We start from the raw sequence: 19,087 nt of genomic DNA on the forward strand, positions 1-19,087 counted from the left end.
TGTAATTTAGCTCTATGAAACTATGGGTTCTGGTTTTTATTAATGCACTAGCTGTTGCATTGTCTCTATCGATCATCAATTTCTATTTCCAGCAGAAATGGGTCGACGTAATCATAACATTTTCCATTTCACTTATTATTTCATACGCCGTATTTTATTATCTGATAGAACGCTTTGTTTACAGTAAGATCAAGCTTATTTATAAACTTATACATAACCTTAAGCTCGGCCGGGACCTTAAAGACGCATTGGGGGAGTACGTTAGTGCTGATCCTATTAACGACGTTGAGCATGAAGTAAAAGAATGGGCGCGGGATAAAAAGTCTGAAATCGACCAGCTCAAAGAACAGGAAAAATTCAGACGGGAATTTCTCTCTAACATCTCTCATGAACTTAAGACGCCCCTCTTTGCTATACAGGGGTACATAGAGGCATTACAGGAGGACGATATAGATGATCCGGAACTTTCGAAGCAATTTCTGGACAAGGCTGCAAAGAACGTTGATCGGCTGGCTTTTTTCATAAAAGACCTGGACGCGATATCCAAACTGGAAAGCGGCGAGATACCTGTTGATTATGAGAAATTTGATCTTTCGGAACTTATTACTGAAGTTATCGAGTCTTTAGAGCTTAAGGCAAAGAAGTATCACGTCACCATGGAGTTCAAGGAAAAGTACAATTATGTATCATGGGTAAATGCTGACAGGGAAAAGATAAGGCAGGTTTTGGTGAACCTTATAGACAACTCATTTAAATACGGCAAAACTAAAGGAACAACGTCAATAAAAACGTTCGAACTTCATGACCAAATTCTCGTTGAAATAACCGACGATGGTATTGGAATAGAAGAAAAATACCTTCCAAGGGTATTTGAACGATTTTACCGTACCGATAAAAGCCGTTCTCGTCAGATCGGTGGTTCAGGTCTTGGCCTGGCAATTGTAAAACATATTATTGAAGCGCACCAGCAAACAATAACTGTAAGAAGTACAGAGAATATCGGCTCCACTTTTGGTTTTACACTGGAGCATTTAAAGTAACCGCTCCGGCCTAAATGTTAACATTAACTTAACATTGGTATGATATTTTTGCATAATCTTTAAACCCTCATGAGATGTCATTGAACAGTATTTTCCAGTACTTTATTCCAAAAGATAAAAAATTCTTCCCGCTTTTTGAAAAGGATAGCGCTAATCTGATAAGTCTCGGTGAAAAGCTTGTGGAGGCGCTTAATACAGACGACCTTACGCGCAGGAAAGAACTTTTTAAAGATATTGAAGATCTGGAGCATACCGGCGACGAGATCACTCACCAGATCCATCTCGAATTAAGCAAAAATTTCATAACACCATTTGATCGCGAAGATATTCATCGTCTGGCTAGTGCTCTGGATGATATCGCAGATTATATTCATGGCTCTGCAAGCCGGATTGACCTGTATCAGGTCACTGAAATTACTCCTCCGATTAAAGAGTTGGCTAGCCTTATCCTGCAAGCTTGCCAGGATTTAAACAAAGCAATTCACGAGCTTCGGGATCTTAAGAATGTCCGCATTATTGCTGATTCGTGTGTTCGTATCAACAGCATTGAAAATCAGGCTGATTATGTGTTTGACAAGGCAGTAGGCGAACTCTTCATGTATGAAAAAGATGCAGTGAAGTTGATAAAATATAAAGAGATCTTATCTGCTTTGGAAGATGCAACAGATATGTGTGAAGATGCAGCCAACGTGCTGGAATCAATACTTGTGAAAAACGCCTAAAATTTATACGGTACCACTTAAGATCCATGGGTTTTACATTATTAATTGTCGTCATAATTTTAGCGCTGCTGTTTGATTATATCAACGGTTTTCATGACGCTGCAAATTCTATTGCGACAGTAGTTTCAACCAAAGTACTTACTCCATTTCAGGCCGTAGCCTGGGCTGCGTTTTTTAATTTTCTTGCGTATTGGATCTTCAGTTTAAATGTAGCCGATACCGTTGCGAAAACTGCAGACACCATGAATATCAACCTTGTCGTTATTCTGGCGGGTATCATTGCTGCAATCTGTTGGAATCTCTTGACATGGTGGTTTGGTATCCCGTCTAGTTCTTCGCATACATTAATTGGAGGTTTTGCAGGAGCCGCAGTTGCACATGGCGGACTTGATGTAATAAATCTGGGAGTGATTGGAAAAATTGCAGCCTTCATTGTGCTGGCGCCAATAATCGGATTGATCATGGCTTATGTTATTACTGTAATAATTATAAACATTTGCCGATATGCCAACCCATCGAAAGCGGAATGGTGGTTTAAAAAGTTGCAGTTGGTTTCGTCTGCCCTTTTCAGTCTTGGACATGGAGGAAACGATGCCCAAAAGGTTATGGGAATTATTGCTGCAGCAATTATTGTTTACCTTAAAGATGCGAACCTGAGCGTTGATACCATGTCTTCATGGCTTCATGTTGGGTATTCTGTAGTTGATGGAAAAGTAAAAATTAATCACATCCCTGAATGGATACCCATCGCATGTTACACTGCTATTGCTGCAGGAACAATGAGCGGAGGCTGGAAAATTGTTAAGACGATGGGAACCAAGATCACAAAAGTAACTCCTCTTGAAGGTGTAGCTGCAGAAACTGCCGGAGCAATTACACTTTTTATGACTGAGCATTTTAAAATTCCAGTTTCTACAACTCATACCATTACCGGCGCCATTATCGGCGTAGGTCTAAGCAAACGTGTTTCTGCTGTCAGATGGGGCGTTACAATCAGCTTGATGTGGGCATGGATTTTAACCATCCCTGTGTCTGCTGCGCTGGCAGCGTTTCTTTATGTGGTGCTGAGTTTATTTTTGTAAGGAAGTGAGTATCAAGTACCTGAGAACGACTCTGCGCCTTCCATCTTGATACCTGATACCTGATACTATTTCAACACTTCATCAATCGAATTATAAGCCACTGAATGATAATTTGGTCTGGCTCTAGTATAGATTTTTTTAGCCCATTCTTTTCCTTCAGACGTTTTCACCATTTCTTTATAAAGAGGCATTAAGAATTTGCGTCTACCTACTTCCGTTAAAAAAGTTTCGGTATTTGAGTATGCCGGCGTATATTTCATACGAACAGCGAGGGTATACCAGGCTGCCTGAATTTCCGAATTACCTGAGGCTGTAAAGTTAAAAATCCTGTCCAGATCAGCCATCTGCTTTAGCGTTATATTGGCTGGCAAATGGCTAATCAGGTATAATGCTTCATTAGTTGAAAGCTTTGTGTCGAAAACTAAAATATCACCTGTTTTCTGCCACTGACTGATCAGACTATCCAAACTTGTGAATTTCGCAGAACTAACAGGCGGGCTATTTGTTGGTAGCCCGGGCTGGTAAACCCAGGAATCGACATTAATCACAGACTGCAGGGCCTTATCACCTTTAATTAGATTTGCCTCTAAATATGCAAGAAACACCTCTGTCGTTACTGATTTAAAAGCATAAGAATCAAAATATCCTCGGAGAAAGATGTCAAACTTTTCGCGTCCGACAGCCTCTTCGATGGTTCTTAATAGAGCATACCCTTTTTCATATGCAATATCGCTGACGCCCTCGTCAGGATCCCGACCCTCAAAATTTGCTTTAAGTTTTGTATCGGCATTAGTAGCCCCCATTTCAGTTATCAGATTTTGTAATCCCTGATACCCGAGTAACTCCTGCATTTTAGCTTCGTCTTTGCCATAAACATCCTCAACAATCCGTCGTTCAAAATAAGTGGTAAATCCTTCATTAAGCCAGAAATCGTTCCAGTTGGCATTCGTAACCAAATTTCCGCTCCAGCTATGTGCTAGCTCGTGAGCTATAAGGCTCACCAGCGAACGGTCACCTGCAATAATAGTAGGTGTTGCAAATGTGAGCATTGGGTTTTCCATACCGCCAAAAGGAAAACTTGGCGGAAGAACTAACACGTCATATCGCCCCCACTTATAGGGTCCGTATATCTTTTCTGCCGCAGTAGTCATTTTGCCCATATCTGCAAGCTCGTAAGCTGCTTTTTTAAGTGTAACAGGCTCAGCATAAACTCCGGTTCGCTCATCCACAGCTTTAAACTCAATATCGCCCACTGCCAGCGCCATTAAATAAGAGGGAATCGCATTTGGCTGTTTAAAGGTATAAATGCCCTCAGAACTTTTCTGCTGAGGATTTTCAGCGCTCATCAGAGCCAGCAAGTCTTTAGGAACTGCAACTGTTGCATTGTATGTAAACCTGATGCCTGGGCTATCCTGACAAGGAATCCATGTGCGTGCAAGGATCGCTTGTGATTGGGTAAACATGAAAGGATATTTTTTACCTGCCGTTTGCTGAGGGTTCAGCCATTGCACCGCAGCTGCATCAACCGATGTTGTGTAGTGTATATTAACAAGGGTTGTAGCTTCATCAATTTTAACTTTTAGTGCTTGACCCATAAATTTGGTGTCGTCTCCCAGATTGAAAGTGGTTACTTTTTCGTCATCGCCTAATGTAACCTTGCTAATTTTGAGATTTCTTGCGTCGAAAACAATTTCATTACCCTGGGCAGGATTCTCAATCGTCCAGCTAGCTTTTCCAGAGATTATCTTTGTATCAAAATCTACTTTTATATTGAGATCGAGATGTTTCACTACAGCCTTCATCGGCTCTGCGAATGAATGAGGATCTTTAACACCCTTAACTGAATCTTTGGTTTCATCTCCACTTTTCGTCTGACAGGCAAAAGCAAATAATATCGGTATTAACATCAATAGTTTTTTCATAATGCTGCGATTGAATTCAAATTTAGGGAAAAGAAAGGAATTGAACTGAGACCAGCTATTTATCGCTGAAAACTAATTTCCAGGCGACTTTGGTAAGTCCTTCCATCAGAGGCCGTACTCCAGTCGGAGCCATTTCGGAGAATACGAATAGCTTCCAAATTGTAAGCTTCATTCAGGCCTTTTTTAACTTTTATATTTGTCGGCTTGCCGTCTAATCCGATTTGAAAGGAAAGTAAAACTGACCCTTCAAGACTAGGATCAGAAGCAAATTTTGTAGTATTTAGTTTGAGATACTCGCGGTACGACTGCCAGCCGGATTTTGGTGCATTATTGACTCGGGTGGCAACCACTGTAGCTTCAGATTGACCTAAGTTTGCTCCTTTCCCTTTTTGGGATGCAATTACATTCTCATCATTATTTTTGATTACCGACTCTACAGAATCTCTGTCAATTACATTTACCTCAACCGGCTGCTGCGACTGAGATGCAAGACGTTCGGGCAACTTCGGAGTAATCATCCAAAACAAAATGCCTGCAGACACGAACATAACTGCCGCGGCAGCAGCAACGCTCAGCCTTTGCCAGGTAAGATCAAATACTTTCTTATTTTCTTGAGAATGAACGATTCGTTCATGCAATTGCCTTTGAAGAATGCTTAAATCTGCAGCGGGATCTCTGTAGACTGAATACCCTTCAAGCGCCTCCCATAGAAATGGATCATCAAGAGCTTGCCTTTCAAGCTGATGGGCCATGTCAGGATCAAGTTTACCTTCGAGGTATTGCTGAATTGTCAGACTATCAGGATAATTATTTTTCACCGTTCTTTTCTATACAAATTTTGAGATTCCGCTTTCCGTTCTGGATATAGCTCTTTACTTTATTAAGGTCATATCCTGTAATATCGGAAACATCCTTATAACATTTCTGCTCAAGGTAAAAAAGACTTATAGTGTCTTTTTGCTCAGCAGGTAGTTTCTCTATGCATTTCTCCATTGTATGAAGTTTGTTTTCACGAGCCTCATCTATATCTAGATGTACGAAACCTCCATTTTCCATAACGTTTTCTTCAATAGGCACAAATTCATGCTTCGAAGAAGAGCGTATAATCATTAAGCAATAGTTCCGTGACAAGGTATATAGCCAGCTTTTGAAATTACTCACCTCATGAATCTTCAACTTTTTAACCAACTCTTCGAAAATCTGCATTACTGCATCTTTGCTCAGCTCCTCATCTTTAAAATATTTTAGACACAAGCCAAACACGAGGGGCATATAACTTTCGTAAAGCCTTCCCAATACTTCAAGATCTCCAGTTTTTCGATATTCGAGCAGCATTGCATGCTCATCAAAATCACCTTTACCGGAAGTACCCTTAATAAATTTCAAAACATTTAAGGCTTTAATCGATCAAGTATAAAAAATATTATGTGGATTTTGGTAAATACCATCACTGTTTGAATTAAATTGATCCAATGACTGCACAACAATTCCAGCAAAACATTAATGGCAAAGGATTTGCTATAATTATAAAAAAATTGATCATTGGTCCTATCCAATAATATAAATTATGGATTCCTGCTTATTAAACACAATATGAGATCTCTAAAATTAACATTGTCGGCTTTTGTTATTCTATTCTTTGCAAGCTGCGACACTTTAAATCAGGCTACGCAGGTTTTAAGTCAGGCGGGCTTTGGCAATCCAACACCTTCTGAAATCTCTCTGGGACTAAAGCAAGCTCTGGAATTCGGAACTTCGTCAAGTGCCGACAGGCTTTCAGCCACTGATGGCTTCTTTGCAAATGCTGCGATTAAAATCTTGTTCCCGGAAGAAGCGCAGAAAGTGGAGCGGACTTTAAGAAGTGTGGGTTTAAATAATCTTGCCGATAACGTAATTCTAAGCATTAATCGGGCGGCAGAAGCCGCAGCAATCGAGGCAAAACCAATTTTTATTTCTGCAGTTAAGGGAATGACCTTCTCGGATGCAACAAATATCCTGCTTGGCGGCCAGCAAGACGCAGCTACTTTATATTTTAAAAGAGTGACCAGCCAACAACTAGCCGATCGATTTCGACCAATAATTGAAAGTAACCTCCAGAAAGTTGGTGCAACACGTCATTGGTCTGATGCAATTAACGCTTACAACAGAATTCCATTAGTTGGAAAAGTTAACCCAGACCTGAGTTCATTTGTAACAGGCAGAGCAATAGATGGGATATTTTTTGAGATCGCTCAGGAAGAGCTGAAAATAAGAACCAGGATATCTGCGCGCAGTACGCCGCTGCTACAAAAGGTATTTGCTTACGCGGACAGGAACAGGGGTTAATCACCAAACTTCATGAATGACGTATATACCACCGTATACTTCCATCACTTTAACCTTTATTTTCCTGTTAAATTTACATCATGAAACTTAGGACTCTAATTTTATCAGTTGCGGCACTGACCGTCACCTATACCTCCAGTGCCCAAATAAAAATACCTGGTGTTTTGAAACAGGCGGCCAATTCTATGGCACAGGGCAGCGCACCTAGCCAGTTGGAAATTGGAAGTGCTTTAAAAGAAGCCCTGGAAATCGGCATCTCGGCTGGAACCGGAAGGCTGTCAACCGAAAATGGCTTTCTTGGTAATACTGCCGTAAAGTTGTTATTTCCTCCGGAAGCTCAAAAAGTTGAAAAAACTTTAAGGGGTTTGGGACTAAATAAGCCCTGCGACGATTTTATAATGAGTATGAACCGTGCCGCTGAACTTGCTGTCAAAGAAGCAAAACCAATTTTTATCTCTGCATTAAAACAAATGACCCTTCAGGATGCGACAAACATTCTTCTCAGTAAGGAAAAAAATACGGCTACATCTTATTTTCAGCGGGTCACCAGCGATGCTTTGAACGCCAAGTTCCAGCCTATAATTGCTGAGGCTCTTAACAAAACCGAAGCTACCAGGTACTGGACCGATATGAGCACACGCTACAATAATGTTCCTTTCGTTACTAAAGTTCAAACTGACCTTACAGCCTACGCAACGCAGAAAGCAATGGATGGTTTATTTTATGAAGTGGCCCAGGAAGAACTGCAAATCCGCTCAAACTCGGGAGCGAGGAAGTCGGCGCTATTACAAAAGGTGTTCGGGTATGCAGATTCGAAGAATTAAATGATGCGAAAAATCGTTTTCCGCATCATTTAATTAAACCAATAACCTTACGGGTTCCTCGAGTAAAGACTTCAAAGTCTGCAAAAAAGCTGATCCGGTAGCTCCATCAACAACACGGTGATCACAGCTTAAGGTAACTTTCATCACATTTCCTGGAACAACTTGCCCATTCTTTACAACCGGAATCTGTGAGATGCCGCCTACAGCAAGGATACATGCGTCGGGTGGATTTATTATTGCTGTAAATTCATCAATTCCAAACATCCCCAGATTAGAAATAGTAAATGTTGAGCCCTCCCAATCCGAAGGCTGCAATTTTTTTGTTTTTGCACGCTGTGCGAAATCCTTGACTTCAGCAGATATATGTGATAATGATTTCCCGTCTGCAAAACGAACTACGGGCACCAGTAAACCATCTTCAACGGCTACTGCAACACCAATATTTACGTGCTCGTTGTAGCGGATTTTATCTCCCAACCAGGAAGAGTTAACGTTTGGATGTTGTTTCAAAGCTATAGCAACAGCTTTCAAAACAATATCGTTGAACGAGATTTTAATTGATGCGAATTCATTGATCGTATTTCTAGCCTGGATTGCCCTATCCATATCTATAGCCATTGTGAGATAGAAATGCGGCGCGGTGAATAAGCTCTCAGATAAACGTTTTGCAATAACCTTACGCATTTGAGAGACCGGCTTCTCTGTATATTTTTCTTCTCCAATAAACTGAGGAAGTGTTACAGCGGTTGAGCCGGTAGAATCAGCGTTAGTTGCAGCCGGAGCTAGAGAACTAGCGGGATCTGATTCAGCAATCTTTTGAGTTGATGGGGTAAAGCCTTCGATATCCTTCTTTACTATTCGGCCACCTTCAGCACTTCCTTTTACCTCATCAATATTTATCCCCTTATCTTTTGCTATTTTACGCGCCAGAGGTGATGCTTTAACCCGTGAAGAAGAATCAATTTGAATTTCCTGCTTCACTGTTTTTTGTTCGGTTGAGGATTGAGGGGAAGTGGTTTTTACTTCCTCAGGAGAAGCGGTCTCAGCAGGTGTTGCTGCTGCTTTTGGAGCAGAACCCGACTTTAACAAAGGAGCCACATCAGTTCCTTCTTTGCCCACAATTGCTATAATTCCATTGACTTTTGCAGCCAGCCCCTTTTCAACTCCAATGTATAATAATGTACCTTCCGCATAACCAACAACCTCCATCGTTGCCTTATCTGTTTCCACATCTGCAAGCGCATCGTCGCTCTTCACTTTATCTCCGACTTTTTTGTGCCATTCGGCAATAACGCCTTCCGTCATAGTGTCGCTTAATAGCGGCATACGAATTATAGTTGCGCCTACGGCAGAAGCTGCGGCATCTGGATCTGACGAACTATCATCGGCAGCTTCTCCGGCCGAGGGTTTTGTATCTTCAGCTTTTGGGGAATCTGCAGCAGGCTCTTCGCTTTTGGCAGGGGCTTCAACGGTTGCTTTATTTTCTATACCAGGTGCTTCTGAAGGCGCACCATCTAACGCAGCTTTATAATCTTCACCTTCATTACCTATAACAGCAATTACCGAATCAACAGGGGCGGCTGACCCTTCTTGTGCCCCAATATATAATAAAGTACCTTCCTGGTAAGATTCAAAGTCCATGGTAGCTTTATCAGTTTCGATCTCAGCCATAAGATCTCCGGACTTCACTTTATCACCAACTTTTTTATGCCATTTAGCGATAACTCCCTCAGTCATCGTATCGCTCATTTTAGGCATTTTAATTACTTCAGCCATCTGTATTCCAGGTTAGTATTTGATCGTTAAATAATTAGTCGCGGATATATGGATAATCCGATTGCACGTATACGTCCTTGTAAAGTTCAGCTGGGTCAGGCCATGGAGACTCTTCCGAAAATCTAACTGATTCGTCAACGATAGCTTTAATTTTCTCGCCAATTTTTTCAAACCAAGCTTCATCAGCATACTTTTTCTCTTCAATCGCAAGTTTCACCACTTCAATTGGATCCTTTGCTTTGTATCCCTCTAATTCTTCTTTGGTTCTGTATTTAGCAGGATCTGACATGGAGTGACCCTTGTAACGGTAGGTTCTGATCTCCAGGAATGTCGGTCCGTCGCCACGGCGGGCACGCTGTACTGCTTCGTCCATAGCATTATGAACGGCAGCAGGATCCATCCCATCAACAGGCGCGCATGGCATATCAAAGCCTAAACCTATTTTATATATGTCAACCATGTTTGTAGTTCGGGCAACCGAAGTACCCATGGCATAACCATTATTTTCACAGACAAACACAACAGGGAGTTTCCATAACATGGCCATGTTAAAGGTTTCATTTAGTGCTCCTTGCCGAACAGCTCCATCACCCATATATGTCGCACATACTGCGTCTGTACCATTATATTTTTCAGCAAAAGCAATTCCAGCACCCAGAGGGATTTGACCACCCACAATTCCATGTCCCCCGAAAAATTTCTTTTCCTTACTGAACATATGCATTGAACCGCCCTTACCTTTTGAACAGCCGGTTGCTTTACCATAAAGTTCTGCCATGATTTCGTTGGCACTCATGCCTTTAGCCAGCGCATGAGCATGATCACGATAAGCTGTTATCATAGAATCATCCGGGCGAAGTACAGACATTGCTCCAGCCAGGACAGCCTCCTGACCAATATATAAATGGCAGAAGCCTCTGATCTTCTGCTGTCCGTAAAGTTGCCCTGCTTTTTCTTCGAATTTTCGCATCAATAGCATTGATTCATACCATTGAAGGTAGGTGTCTTTGGTTATTTCAATTGCACTCATTCCTGATAATGTCTGTTTTGTTTATCCCGGTCAGGGGTCGACAAATCTAACCATATCTTCCTAAAAAAAGAATAGCATTGTGGCTTTGTTACGCCAGATTTCAAATAATATTGACTATGTTAAAAGTTTTAAATTCACATTTTAGGGTTGGATTACAAAATAATTGTCCTACTATTGTAACATTCTGAGAATATTAAGAGTATAAGAGCGTTAATAGTCTTGTTGTTTTAACTATAACGGAGAGGATAAAATGGGGAAAAAAGTAATTGTAGCAATGCTACTTATGATTTCTTTTGTGTCTGTTCAGGCACAAACCAATAACCTGAAACTGGCTGCTAAGATCGAAGATCCTGACAATCTGGCTACGGAATATTTTTCGCAAATAATGGGAGTTGCCCTTTCTGCAACATCTAATTTAAAGCTATATCAATTTGTTTACGATTGGATTGGGACGCCTTACCGTTTGGGTGGTGTTTCCAAAAAAGGCGTTGATTGTTCCGGATTCGCATTCGAACTATATAACAAAGTCTTCAGTACTCTTATTGGGAGCAATTCAAGAAATATCTTCAGCATGGTAGACCCGATCAATAAGGATCAGTTGAAGGAAGGTGATCTGGTATTTTTTAAGATTGGAAGCCATTCGATTACTCATGTTGGAGTTTATATGGGCAATAACAAATTCGCACACGCCTCAAGTAGTAAAGGTGTAATGATCAGTGATCTGGATGAAAGCTATTGGAGAAGATACTATTATAAAGGCGGCAGGCTTCTGGCGGCTTTACGAGACTGATATCTCCACAGCCACCTCCGGCTGCAAATTTATAAAGGCACCGTACTTATTTTAGTACGGTGCCTTTTTTATTATTTGGCCACGTCTGTAGTATTTTTTACCAATCCTATTCCTGTAAAGAAGAATATCACACCCAACACGGCGAAAACAATTAATGATTTTGCTCCGTCAGAATTCTGCACAAACCCTACGGCAGCATAAATAAGCCCTATTATACCTAAGATGGTTAGTATAGTTCCGAAAGTTCTTTTTAAGTTCATGGTTTTCAAGTTTAATCATTTATAGCAATTTACCTGCCATGAGAAAACATTTTACCACGAAATCTTATTATTGTTATGTTTGTTAATACGCTTTGTTTTGGAAATATTTAAAAGCCTGATTATAGTCAGCAGTTACATAGTTATTATAATTTCGTTAATCCCCTTGATCCGACATGATTATTGGATTTTTCGAGTGTGTGAGTATCCCAGACTCCAGAAACTATTCATCAATGTTTCCCTGCTCATATTATTATTGATTTTTTACGAAATAACTACCACATCCGACAAGTTCATCGGTTTTTTGTTATTTTTTAACACAGGCTATCTTTCATATCAGGTCTTCCCCTTTACCAGAGTGGCAAAAAAGCAATTGAATGGCTTTAAGCAAAATCATCCCAAGAAGCAGATAGGTCTTTTTATTGGCAACGTGTTTCAGTACAATCGTAAGGCAGACGAATACCTGAGATGCATCAATTCTCAAAATCCAGACGTAGTTATGCTTGTAGAGACCGATTTGTGGTGGGCTGAGAAACTAGAGGTTTTGAAAGAAAAATACCCGTACCAGTTACTTGCCCCATCGGAAAATACTTATGGGATGATGCTGTTTTCTAAATTTGAGCTACAGGACGAGAGAGTTGAATTTTTAGTTGAAGATAATATACCTTCTATGCATACACTTATTAAGTTGCCATCAGGCGACCTGATAAAGTTTCATGGGCTCCATCCGACGCCCCCCGTACCACAGGAAAACCCCAGATCAACAGAACGGGATAAAGAAATATTGTTAATAGGGAAAGATTCAAAAGAAAGCAAACATCCGGTTATTGTTGCCGGCGATCTGAACGATGTCGCATGGAGCTATACTACGGAGCTATTCTCAAAGATCAGTGGTCTGTTGGATCCCCGCAAAGGCCGTGGATTCTTCAATACCTTCCATGCAAAATATCTTTTTTTAAGATTTCCATTAGACCATATTTTTTGCTCAAACGACTTTACTCTGGTTAATATCAAAAGAATGCCGAGCTGCGGTTCAGACCATTTTCCAATGTACATTAAATTACAATATTCACCCGAAGAAGTAGTTCGTCAGGAAGAACCGAAAGCTGATCAGGAAGATCAAAAAACTGCCAGCGAAAAGATCAACAAACCAACCTAGCAACCACCTTTACTTCAATTCCACTTTTCATAAATAAGAAGAGGGTCTGCACCCCAAGCATTTATCCCCTGGCTTGATTCTCCAAAGCCTCGTAGGAAGAGTTCCTATCAATCCATAATCACATTTTAACTGCGGGCTAAACAAAGCTAAAGAAAAGCTAAGTTAAACGTAGGTTAAACGCAATGCAAACGCGCATAACGACGGGTTTAATCCGCGTTTCGTACGCGTTTCGTGCGCGTTTACTTCGCGTTTGCGGAGTAAAAGGTAATTACAACTCTCACCTCATTTAGCGAAATAGTGTCATCTTTGAGTGGATTTGAGACGTGTCCAGATTATCTGTAACATCAGGAGCTTTGGGACGTCCTAATACTGAATATCGATAGAAGATGAATGCTAATCAAATCTTCTGTATATTCAATAAATTTTATTACTATGTATACAAATTATGTCCTCTTCTTTATTGCATTCGTAATTCTCTTTAGTTCATTTGTAACCGTAAGACAAGGTACTATAGCAGTTGTTACCATATTTGGCAAGTACCGCAGACTTTTGTCACCAGGATTAAACATGAAAATCCCTTTGATAGAGGTCATCCATTCGCGTGTTTCCATACAGAACCGCTCTGTAGAACTTGAATTTCAAGCTGTTACAGTAGACCAGGCGAATGTTTATTTTAAGTCGATGGTGCTATATTCCGTTAACAATCCCGATGAAGAAACAATTAAGAATGTAGCGTTTAAGTTTATAAACGAGCAAAATTTCATGCAGGCGCTAATCCGGACCATTGAGGGAACCATCCGATCTTTCGTTGCGAGTAAAAAACAATCGGAGGTATTGAGTTTGCGCAAGGATATAGTTGATCACGTTAAAGATCAAATTGATACTGTTTTGGAGAGCTGGGGTTACCACTTACAGGATCTTCAGATTAACGACATAACATTCGACGAGGTTATTCTTACCTCAATGAGCCGTGTAGTTGCTTCTAACAACCTAAAGGCAGCTGCTGAAAATGAAGGACAAGCTTTATTAATAACAAAAACCAAAGCTGCTGAGGCTGATGGTAACGCGATTAAAATTGCGGCGAATGCAGAACGTGAGGCTGCACAGTTACGCGGACAGGGGATTGCATTGTTCAGAGAAGAAGTTGCTAAGGGTATGACACATGCCGCCAATGAAATGAAGACCGCCGATTTGGATACTTCCGTGATTCTATTTACGATGTGGACTGAAGCGATAAAACATTTTGCTGAGAATGGCAGTGGCAATGTGATCTTTCTTGATGGATCATCCGATGGTATGAAACGTACTATGGAGCAAATGATGAGTATAAATGTGATGGATACTATGCCGGACAAGAAAAAGAAATCCTAATCTTTATTATACAAAAGGGTCATTTTGGCAACCCTTTCTTCGATTGTTTCGGTAATCAGTTTTTCGCGTCCCAGACTGTCAACCAGTATAGGGAAAGCAAATGGCGTGGGTCTCTCACTCTCCGTAATTACTACCTTTAGTTTCTGAATACGCTGTAAAGCGGCACGCAGACGGAATTCTTCAAGCTGAAACTGCATAGCTTCATGGTAGGCTTGTCTCACTAATACATTGTCGCTTTCATATTCACTGAAAACTTCGAATAAGAGGGATGTAGATGCCTGAAGATGTTTGCTTTTCATAGATTTCCCCGGGAACCCCGTAAAAACCAATCCTGCAATATGGGCAATGTCCCGGAACCTTCTTTTGGCCATCTCGTTAGAGTTCAAGCTCTTTTGAATATCCTCCAGAAGATTTTCGATCGAAAAAAGTCCTTCTTTTAATGCCTCTTCAAGCAGAATTTCATCATCCGTTAGAAGCTCAAATCCATAATCATTCATAGCTATTGAAAAATTTGCCTTCCTAAGCTTAGAAATTCTGTATGCAAATAAAGAAGCCATTCCTTCATGAACGAGTCTTCCTTCAAACGGGTAAAAGAACAAATGATAGCCATCACGGGAATTAAATTTTTCGATTAAAAACTCCGAGCGCAAGGGGACCCTGGATAACTTAGCTTGAAGCTCGAACAAAGGTTTGAGTGCTTTAACTTCTATATCAAGTCCTTTTGAAGTCTTCATTTTCCCATTTGAGCCTTCATTAATCAGTACGCCAACTTCATCCAGCTTTTCGCGCAGCTTTGCGGACAATTGTGATGACAACGGCATTCTACCACCCATCCAGCTCGGAATTATGCCCTTTTTCTTGGATGACTTTCTAACAAATGCCGTCATATCTTTAAGGTTAACCAACTCCAAACTTCTGCCCGCAAACCAGAAGGTGTCGCCGATCTTCAATTTAGAAATAAAGTACTCCTCTATAGATCCGAGAAATCCCCCGGTTAAAAATTTGACACGGATACTTACATCGCCCACTATTGTGCCCATGCTTAATCGGTGGTGCATAGCCACTTTCCGGCTATTCACTTTATAGAGCCCATTTTCTATTTCAACTTTTAGGAATTCGTCATACTGGGACAATGTTTTACCACCCTTGGTGATAAAATCCAACATCTGATCAAAATCTCGTTTTTCAATATCCGCATAGGAATAGCTTGATCTGATTTCCCGGTAAACAGCTTCGGGTCGGAATCCATCGGACACCGCGAGAGTAACCAGGTATTGCATGAGTACGTCCATCGCGAGAAGTATTGGATCACGGCTTTCAAAAACCTCATCGGATATAGCCTGTTTTAGAGCTGCACCTTCCAACAGCTCCAGGGAATGTGTTGGGACGAACCAGGCTTTAGATGTAGCGCCGGGATGATGCCCACTTCGTCCGGCACGTTGCATAAATCGTGCGACACCTTTGGCGCTTCCTATCTGTACAACGGAATCGACCGGACGAAAATCAACGCCCAGATCGAGGCTCGACGTACAAACTACCAGGCGAAGCATTTCATTATGTAAAGCATTTTCAACCCAGTTGCGAAGCTCATTATCAAGGGACCCATGATGCATGGCCATAACGCCGGCGTATTCGGGGTACTTATCAAGAATGGCCATATACCAGATCTCAGATTGCGATCTCGTGTTGGTAAAAATCAGAGTTGTTTTACTATTGGCAACGATTTCCATGACCTGAGGTAAGAGCTTTATTCCAAGGTGTCCTGCCCATGAAAATTCCTCTATATTCTCAGGTATGACCGATTCAATAATGATCTTTTTGTCTTGCCTTGACCTGATAAGCCTGACATTTCCCGGGTTGAAATCATTTCCAAGAAGAACTTCGGCAGCCTGTTCAAGGTTACCAATGGTGGCGGAGATTCCCCAAATCCGAAGCGCAGAGGGCTCCGGATATCTCAGATTTTTAAGTCGGGATAGTGCCAGTTCGACTTGAACGCCGCGCTTGCTCCCTAACAGCTCATGCCATTCATCGATCACTATAGCTTGCAGATTCTCAAATAACTTAGGGTATTCTTTCTGAGCAATCATTAGATGAAGGCTTTCGGGGGTAGTAAGCAAAATCTCAGGTTGCCTTTTTCTTAATTCCTGTTTTTCTTTCGCGGATGTATCACCAGTGCGGCTGCCTACTTTCCAGGGAAGATTAAGGTCATCCACAACGGATTGCATTGCTTTGCGAATGTCATTGGTAAGAGCTCGTAAAGGCGTTATCCAGAGAAGCTGAAGGCCATTATTTTTTCTTGTCTGGTAATCGTTGGGATGTTTGCTTATATAGTCGGCAATAAATGGTAAAAACATCGCAAAAGTTTTCCCACTACCTGTAGGTGCGTTTAGCAGGCCAGAATAGCCTTTCAGAAAAGCTCGCTCCATATCTTTTTGGAAGGGGAACTGTTGCCATTGTTTCATGGCAAACCATTCTGAAATTATTTGCTGACCTTGTGTCATGGGGGATTAACCAGAAGAGACAGAAAAGAATATTAAAACAAAACCCCGCAGGTGCGGGGTCTCTGCTATTTTAGATTTATGAAGTCTGCCATGATCTGCAGACTTTCATCCCTAATGAAATCATTATCCTCTTTTACTTTTGGCTCACCAGCAAAATCATCCTTAACTTTCGGATCCTTTTTTTTATAAATTGGGGCTAACCCTTTTGCTACACGTCTTTGGTTATCACGTGCGAGTGATTTAGCTTCCTGCTCATCACGTTCTTTTTTAAGCTGTGCCTCGTTTAAAGTAATGGAAGTTTCAGCATCCCGTTTGGCATATTCCATAATATCTTCCTTCAGGTTTTTAAACTCCAATGAAGTTTTCATACGTTCATTATGAAGATTTAATAATTTTGTTCTGGAAGCAACAAGGTTAGTTACCGGAATAAAATTACTTGGCGCAATAGTATCCCAGGGAAGTGCTCTTGGCTCTGAACTTTCGCCATATTTATCTATAGGAAATATAGTCGGAAACTCAATATCAGGCATTACGCCTCTGTGCTGTGTGCTGCTTCCATTAACCCTGTAGAATTTTGCCATTGTGAGGTTGATCTGTCCGAATTCAGGAGTGTTGCCCGAACTCGTAATTGCACCACCCCTTGTTTTCGTACCTTCAATATTTGTTTTGCTGGAGGCAGTTTGAGCAGCTTTTAACATCAGCATATCTGCCGGACCGATAACCCTTTTCATATCTATTCCCTGCTGCACTGTTCCTTTTCCATAAGTCTGGTTTCCGATGATGATACCACGTCCGTAATCCTGTATAGCGCCGGCAAAGATCTCCGAAGCAGAAGCACTGAAACGGTCAACCATTACACCCAATGGCCCCGACCAGGCAACACCAGCATTTTCATCTTCGTCAACTTCAATTTTATTGCGTCTATCTCGAACCTGAACAACCGGGCCTTTATTAATAAATAATCCTGTTAGACTGATTGCTTCAGGAAGTGAACCGCCTCCATTACTTCTCAGGTCAAGAATTACTGCGTCTACGTTTTCCTTCTTCAAGCTATCGAGCAGGATCCTGACATCGCGAGTAGTGCTCTTATAATTTCTGTCGCCAGCTTGCATTGCTCTAAAGTCAGCGTAAAACGCTGGCAACTGAATTATTCCAACTTTATAAGTTTTACCCCCGGAAGTAACCGACTTGGTGATTTTTTTTGCTGACTGATCTTCCAACACCACCTTATCACGCACAAGCGTCACAATCTTAGGTGTTGAAGCCATTTCCTGACCGGCGGGTATGATTTTCAAACGAACTGTGGTTCCTTTAGGGCCTTTGATTTTCGTTACTGTAACATCCAGTCTCCAGCCGACTACATCTACAAATTCCCCATTACCTTGTGCAACTGCAATTATGCGGTCACCTACTTCAAGCGTTTTCGCTTTAAAAGCAGGCCCTCCGGGAATAATTTCTGCGATCTTAACCACCTCGTTCTCTAACTGCAAACGCGCGCCAATGCCTTCAAAGGTTCGGGCCAGGTCTTCATTGAATTCCTGGGCTTTGGTGGGGACGAAATAACTAGTATGCGTTTCTACAGAACCCGTAAATGAGTTCATGAATATTTGAAACACATCCTGATTATTAAATTTTGTTGACTGTGAAACCTGATTTTCATACCTTTTCTTTAAGGTCTCGCCAATTTTAGATTCGTCAGTTCCGGTAATTTTTAAGTTCAGAGTTTCATATTTAATCTTTTTTGCCCATTGAGCATCAGATTCACCCTGATTAGTAAACCATGGCATGTTCTCTCGATCATAAACATAAGTTTCGTTCGATGCAAAGCTAAATTTATTATCAATCTGCTTTAAAGCGAAACCAATCCGGTCATTAAAACGCTTTTGGTAAACATTAAAAATGTAGAATGCCACGCTGAGGTCACCTGTTCGAAGATCATCGTCAAGTGTAGTTCGGTATTTTTCAAAATCGGCTATGTCACTCCGGAGAAAATAATTCTTTCCGCCGTCAAGAGCTTTCAAATAATCATCAAGAATAAGTGACGATAAGGCATCGTCAACTGCTACTCTTTTATAATGAAAGTTCTCTAAAAGTTCAACTACAGACTTTGCTTCAACTGATTGTTGTATGTCGGGTTTTAGATCGTTAGGTGAAACTACCGCGGTAATACGCGGATCAGCCTGACAGGCTAGTGCTGCTACAAGTAAAAAGGCCAGCGATATTTTCTTTAACATCTCTTTTATTGATTTAAAATCCATTCTGGTTTAAAAGGTATCTAATTTGGTACC

General features: G+C 41.1%; 16 protein-coding genes. 8 read left to right on the forward strand and 8 right to left on the reverse strand.

Going from position 1 to position 19,087, the window contains the following annotated elements:
* Positions 1-14: 14 nt before the first annotated feature.
* The 3 genes from ACLL8Z_RS00350 (at position 15) to ACLL8Z_RS00360 (ending at position 2,844) form a co-directional block, all read left to right on the forward strand.
* Positions 15-1,040, forward strand: a complete 1,026-nt coding sequence (locus ACLL8Z_RS00350; RefSeq protein WP_411272752.1) for a sensor histidine kinase — start codon at positions 15-17, stop codon at positions 1,038-1,040.
* A gap of 74 nt (positions 1,041-1,114) precedes the next feature.
* Positions 1,115-1,762, forward strand: coding sequence for a DUF47 domain-containing protein (locus ACLL8Z_RS00355; RefSeq protein ID WP_411272753.1), 648 nt, complete (start codon positions 1,115-1,117; stop codon positions 1,760-1,762).
* Positions 1,763-1,788: 26 nt separating this feature from the next.
* Entirely contained in the window at positions 1,789-2,844 is a 1,056-nt protein-coding gene (locus tag ACLL8Z_RS00360; RefSeq protein ID WP_411272754.1) for an anion permease, read from the forward strand.
* Positions 2,845-2,909: 65 nt separating this feature from the next.
* Here ACLL8Z_RS00360 and ACLL8Z_RS00365 read toward each other — a convergent pair whose 3' ends face one another.
* The 3 genes from ACLL8Z_RS00365 to ACLL8Z_RS00375 are packed head-to-tail and all read right to left on the reverse strand — an operon-like array spanning position 2,910 to position 6,152.
* Positions 2,910-4,766: a M1 family metallopeptidase gene (locus tag ACLL8Z_RS00365; RefSeq protein ID WP_411272755.1), complete on the reverse strand. Its 1,857-nt coding sequence runs from the start codon at positions 4,764-4,766 to the stop codon at positions 2,910-2,912.
* A 59-nt stretch (positions 4,767-4,825) separates the two neighbouring features.
* Entirely contained in the window at positions 4,826-5,584 is a 759-nt protein-coding gene (locus tag ACLL8Z_RS00370) for an energy transducer TonB (RefSeq protein WP_411272756.1), read from the reverse strand.
* Positions 5,574-6,152, reverse strand: coding sequence for an RNA polymerase sigma factor (locus ACLL8Z_RS00375; protein WP_411272757.1), 579 nt, complete (start codon positions 6,150-6,152; stop codon positions 5,574-5,576). The genes ACLL8Z_RS00370 and ACLL8Z_RS00375 overlap by 11 nt, the downstream gene beginning before the upstream one ends.
* A 207-nt stretch (positions 6,153-6,359) precedes the next feature.
* Here ACLL8Z_RS00375 and ACLL8Z_RS00380 point away from each other — a divergent pair, with 207 nt between their 5' ends.
* Together ACLL8Z_RS00380 and ACLL8Z_RS00385 are read left to right on the forward strand one after the other, a co-directional pair.
* Positions 6,360-7,091 carry a DUF4197 domain-containing protein gene (locus ACLL8Z_RS00380; RefSeq protein WP_411272758.1) on the forward strand — a complete coding sequence of 244 codons (732 nt, stop codon included), beginning with the start codon at positions 6,360-6,362 and terminating at the stop codon, positions 7,089-7,091.
* A gap of 80 nt (positions 7,092-7,171) precedes the next feature.
* The gene (locus ACLL8Z_RS00385; protein ID WP_411272759.1) at positions 7,172-7,915 is read left to right on the forward strand and encodes a DUF4197 domain-containing protein; all 744 of its coding nucleotides are present in this window, start codon (positions 7,172-7,174) and stop codon (positions 7,913-7,915) included.
* 33 nt (positions 7,916-7,948) lie between these two features.
* Here ACLL8Z_RS00385 and ACLL8Z_RS00390 read toward each other — a convergent pair whose 3' ends face one another.
* On the reverse strand, positions 7,949-9,691 hold the full coding sequence (locus ACLL8Z_RS00390; RefSeq protein WP_411272760.1) for a pyruvate dehydrogenase complex dihydrolipoamide acetyltransferase: 1,743 nt from the start codon (positions 9,689-9,691) through the stop codon (positions 7,949-7,951).
* 34 nt (positions 9,692-9,725) lie between these two features.
* Entirely contained in the window at positions 9,726-10,721 is a 996-nt protein-coding gene (gene pdhA / locus ACLL8Z_RS00395) for a pyruvate dehydrogenase (acetyl-transferring) E1 component subunit alpha (protein WP_411272761.1), read from the reverse strand.
* Between the two features lie 250 nt (positions 10,722-10,971).
* Between pdhA and ACLL8Z_RS00400 the strand changes: the two genes are divergently transcribed.
* Positions 10,972-11,511 (forward strand): C40 family peptidase, encoded by a 540-nt coding sequence (locus ACLL8Z_RS00400; protein WP_411272762.1) that lies wholly within the window; start codon positions 10,972-10,974, stop codon positions 11,509-11,511.
* A gap of 71 nt (positions 11,512-11,582) precedes the next feature.
* On the opposite strand, the gene ACLL8Z_RS00405 is transcribed toward ACLL8Z_RS00400, so the two are convergent.
* Positions 11,583-11,771, reverse strand: coding sequence for a hypothetical protein (locus tag ACLL8Z_RS00405; protein WP_411272763.1), 189 nt, complete (start codon positions 11,769-11,771; stop codon positions 11,583-11,585).
* Positions 11,772-12,024: 253 nt separating this feature from the next.
* Here ACLL8Z_RS00405 and ACLL8Z_RS00410 point away from each other — a divergent pair, with 253 nt between their 5' ends.
* Positions 12,025-12,927 carry an endonuclease/exonuclease/phosphatase family protein gene (locus ACLL8Z_RS00410; protein ID WP_411272764.1) on the forward strand — a complete coding sequence of 301 codons (903 nt, stop codon included), beginning with the start codon at positions 12,025-12,027 and terminating at the stop codon, positions 12,925-12,927.
* A gap of 432 nt (positions 12,928-13,359) precedes the next feature.
* On the forward strand, positions 13,360-14,298 hold the full coding sequence (locus tag ACLL8Z_RS00415; protein WP_411272765.1) for an SPFH domain-containing protein: 939 nt from the start codon (positions 13,360-13,362) through the stop codon (positions 14,296-14,298).
* On the opposite strand, the gene ACLL8Z_RS00420 is transcribed toward ACLL8Z_RS00415, so the two are convergent.
* Both ACLL8Z_RS00420 and ACLL8Z_RS00425 read right to left on the reverse strand, forming a co-directional pair.
* Positions 14,295-16,799, reverse strand: a complete 2,505-nt coding sequence (locus ACLL8Z_RS00420; RefSeq protein ID WP_411272766.1) for a ligase-associated DNA damage response DEXH box helicase — start codon at positions 16,797-16,799, stop codon at positions 14,295-14,297. The genes ACLL8Z_RS00415 and ACLL8Z_RS00420 overlap by 4 nt on opposite strands.
* A 65-nt stretch (positions 16,800-16,864) precedes the next feature.
* Positions 16,865-19,057: a carboxy terminal-processing peptidase gene (locus ACLL8Z_RS00425; RefSeq protein WP_411272767.1), complete on the reverse strand. Its 2,193-nt coding sequence runs from the start codon at positions 19,055-19,057 to the stop codon at positions 16,865-16,867.
* Positions 19,058-19,087: the final 30 nt, after the last annotated feature.

Source organism: Daejeonella sp., from assembly GCF_046590655.1.
Taxonomy (GTDB): domain Bacteria; phylum Bacteroidota; class Bacteroidia; order Sphingobacteriales; family Sphingobacteriaceae; genus Daejeonella.

Excerpts from the sequence above, each read along its gene's own strand:
- ACLL8Z_RS00350 (WP_411272752.1), top strand. The coding sequence starts at position 15 with ATGAAACTATGGGTTCTGGTTTTTATTAATGCACTAGCTGTTGCATTG.
- ACLL8Z_RS00355 (WP_411272753.1), top strand. The coding sequence starts at position 1,115 with ATGTCATTGAACAGTATTTTCCAGTACTTTATTCCAAAAGATAAAAAA.
- ACLL8Z_RS00360 (WP_411272754.1), top strand. The coding sequence starts at position 1,789 with ATGGGTTTTACATTATTAATTGTCGTCATAATTTTAGCGCTGCTGTTT.
- ACLL8Z_RS00365 (WP_411272755.1), bottom strand. The coding sequence starts at position 4,766 with ATGAAAAAACTATTGATGTTAATACCGATATTATTTGCTTTTGCCTGT.
- ACLL8Z_RS00380 (WP_411272758.1), top strand. The coding sequence starts at position 6,360 with ATGAGATCTCTAAAATTAACATTGTCGGCTTTTGTTATTCTATTCTTT.
- ACLL8Z_RS00385 (WP_411272759.1), top strand. The coding sequence starts at position 7,172 with ATGAAACTTAGGACTCTAATTTTATCAGTTGCGGCACTGACCGTCACC.
- ACLL8Z_RS00390 (WP_411272760.1), bottom strand. The coding sequence starts at position 9,691 with ATGGCTGAAGTAATTAAAATGCCTAAAATGAGCGATACGATGACTGAG.
- pdhA (WP_411272761.1), bottom strand. The coding sequence starts at position 10,721 with ATGAGTGCAATTGAAATAACCAAAGACACCTACCTTCAATGGTATGAA.
- ACLL8Z_RS00400 (WP_411272762.1), top strand. The coding sequence starts at position 10,972 with ATGGGGAAAAAAGTAATTGTAGCAATGCTACTTATGATTTCTTTTGTG.
- ACLL8Z_RS00405 (WP_411272763.1), bottom strand. The coding sequence starts at position 11,771 with ATGAACTTAAAAAGAACTTTCGGAACTATACTAACCATCTTAGGTATA.
- ACLL8Z_RS00415 (WP_411272765.1), top strand. The coding sequence starts at position 13,360 with ATGTATACAAATTATGTCCTCTTCTTTATTGCATTCGTAATTCTCTTT.
- ACLL8Z_RS00420 (WP_411272766.1), bottom strand. The coding sequence starts at position 16,799 with ATGACACAAGGTCAGCAAATAATTTCAGAATGGTTTGCCATGAAACAA.
- ACLL8Z_RS00425 (WP_411272767.1), bottom strand. The coding sequence starts at position 19,057 with ATGGATTTTAAATCAATAAAAGAGATGTTAAAGAAAATATCGCTGGCC.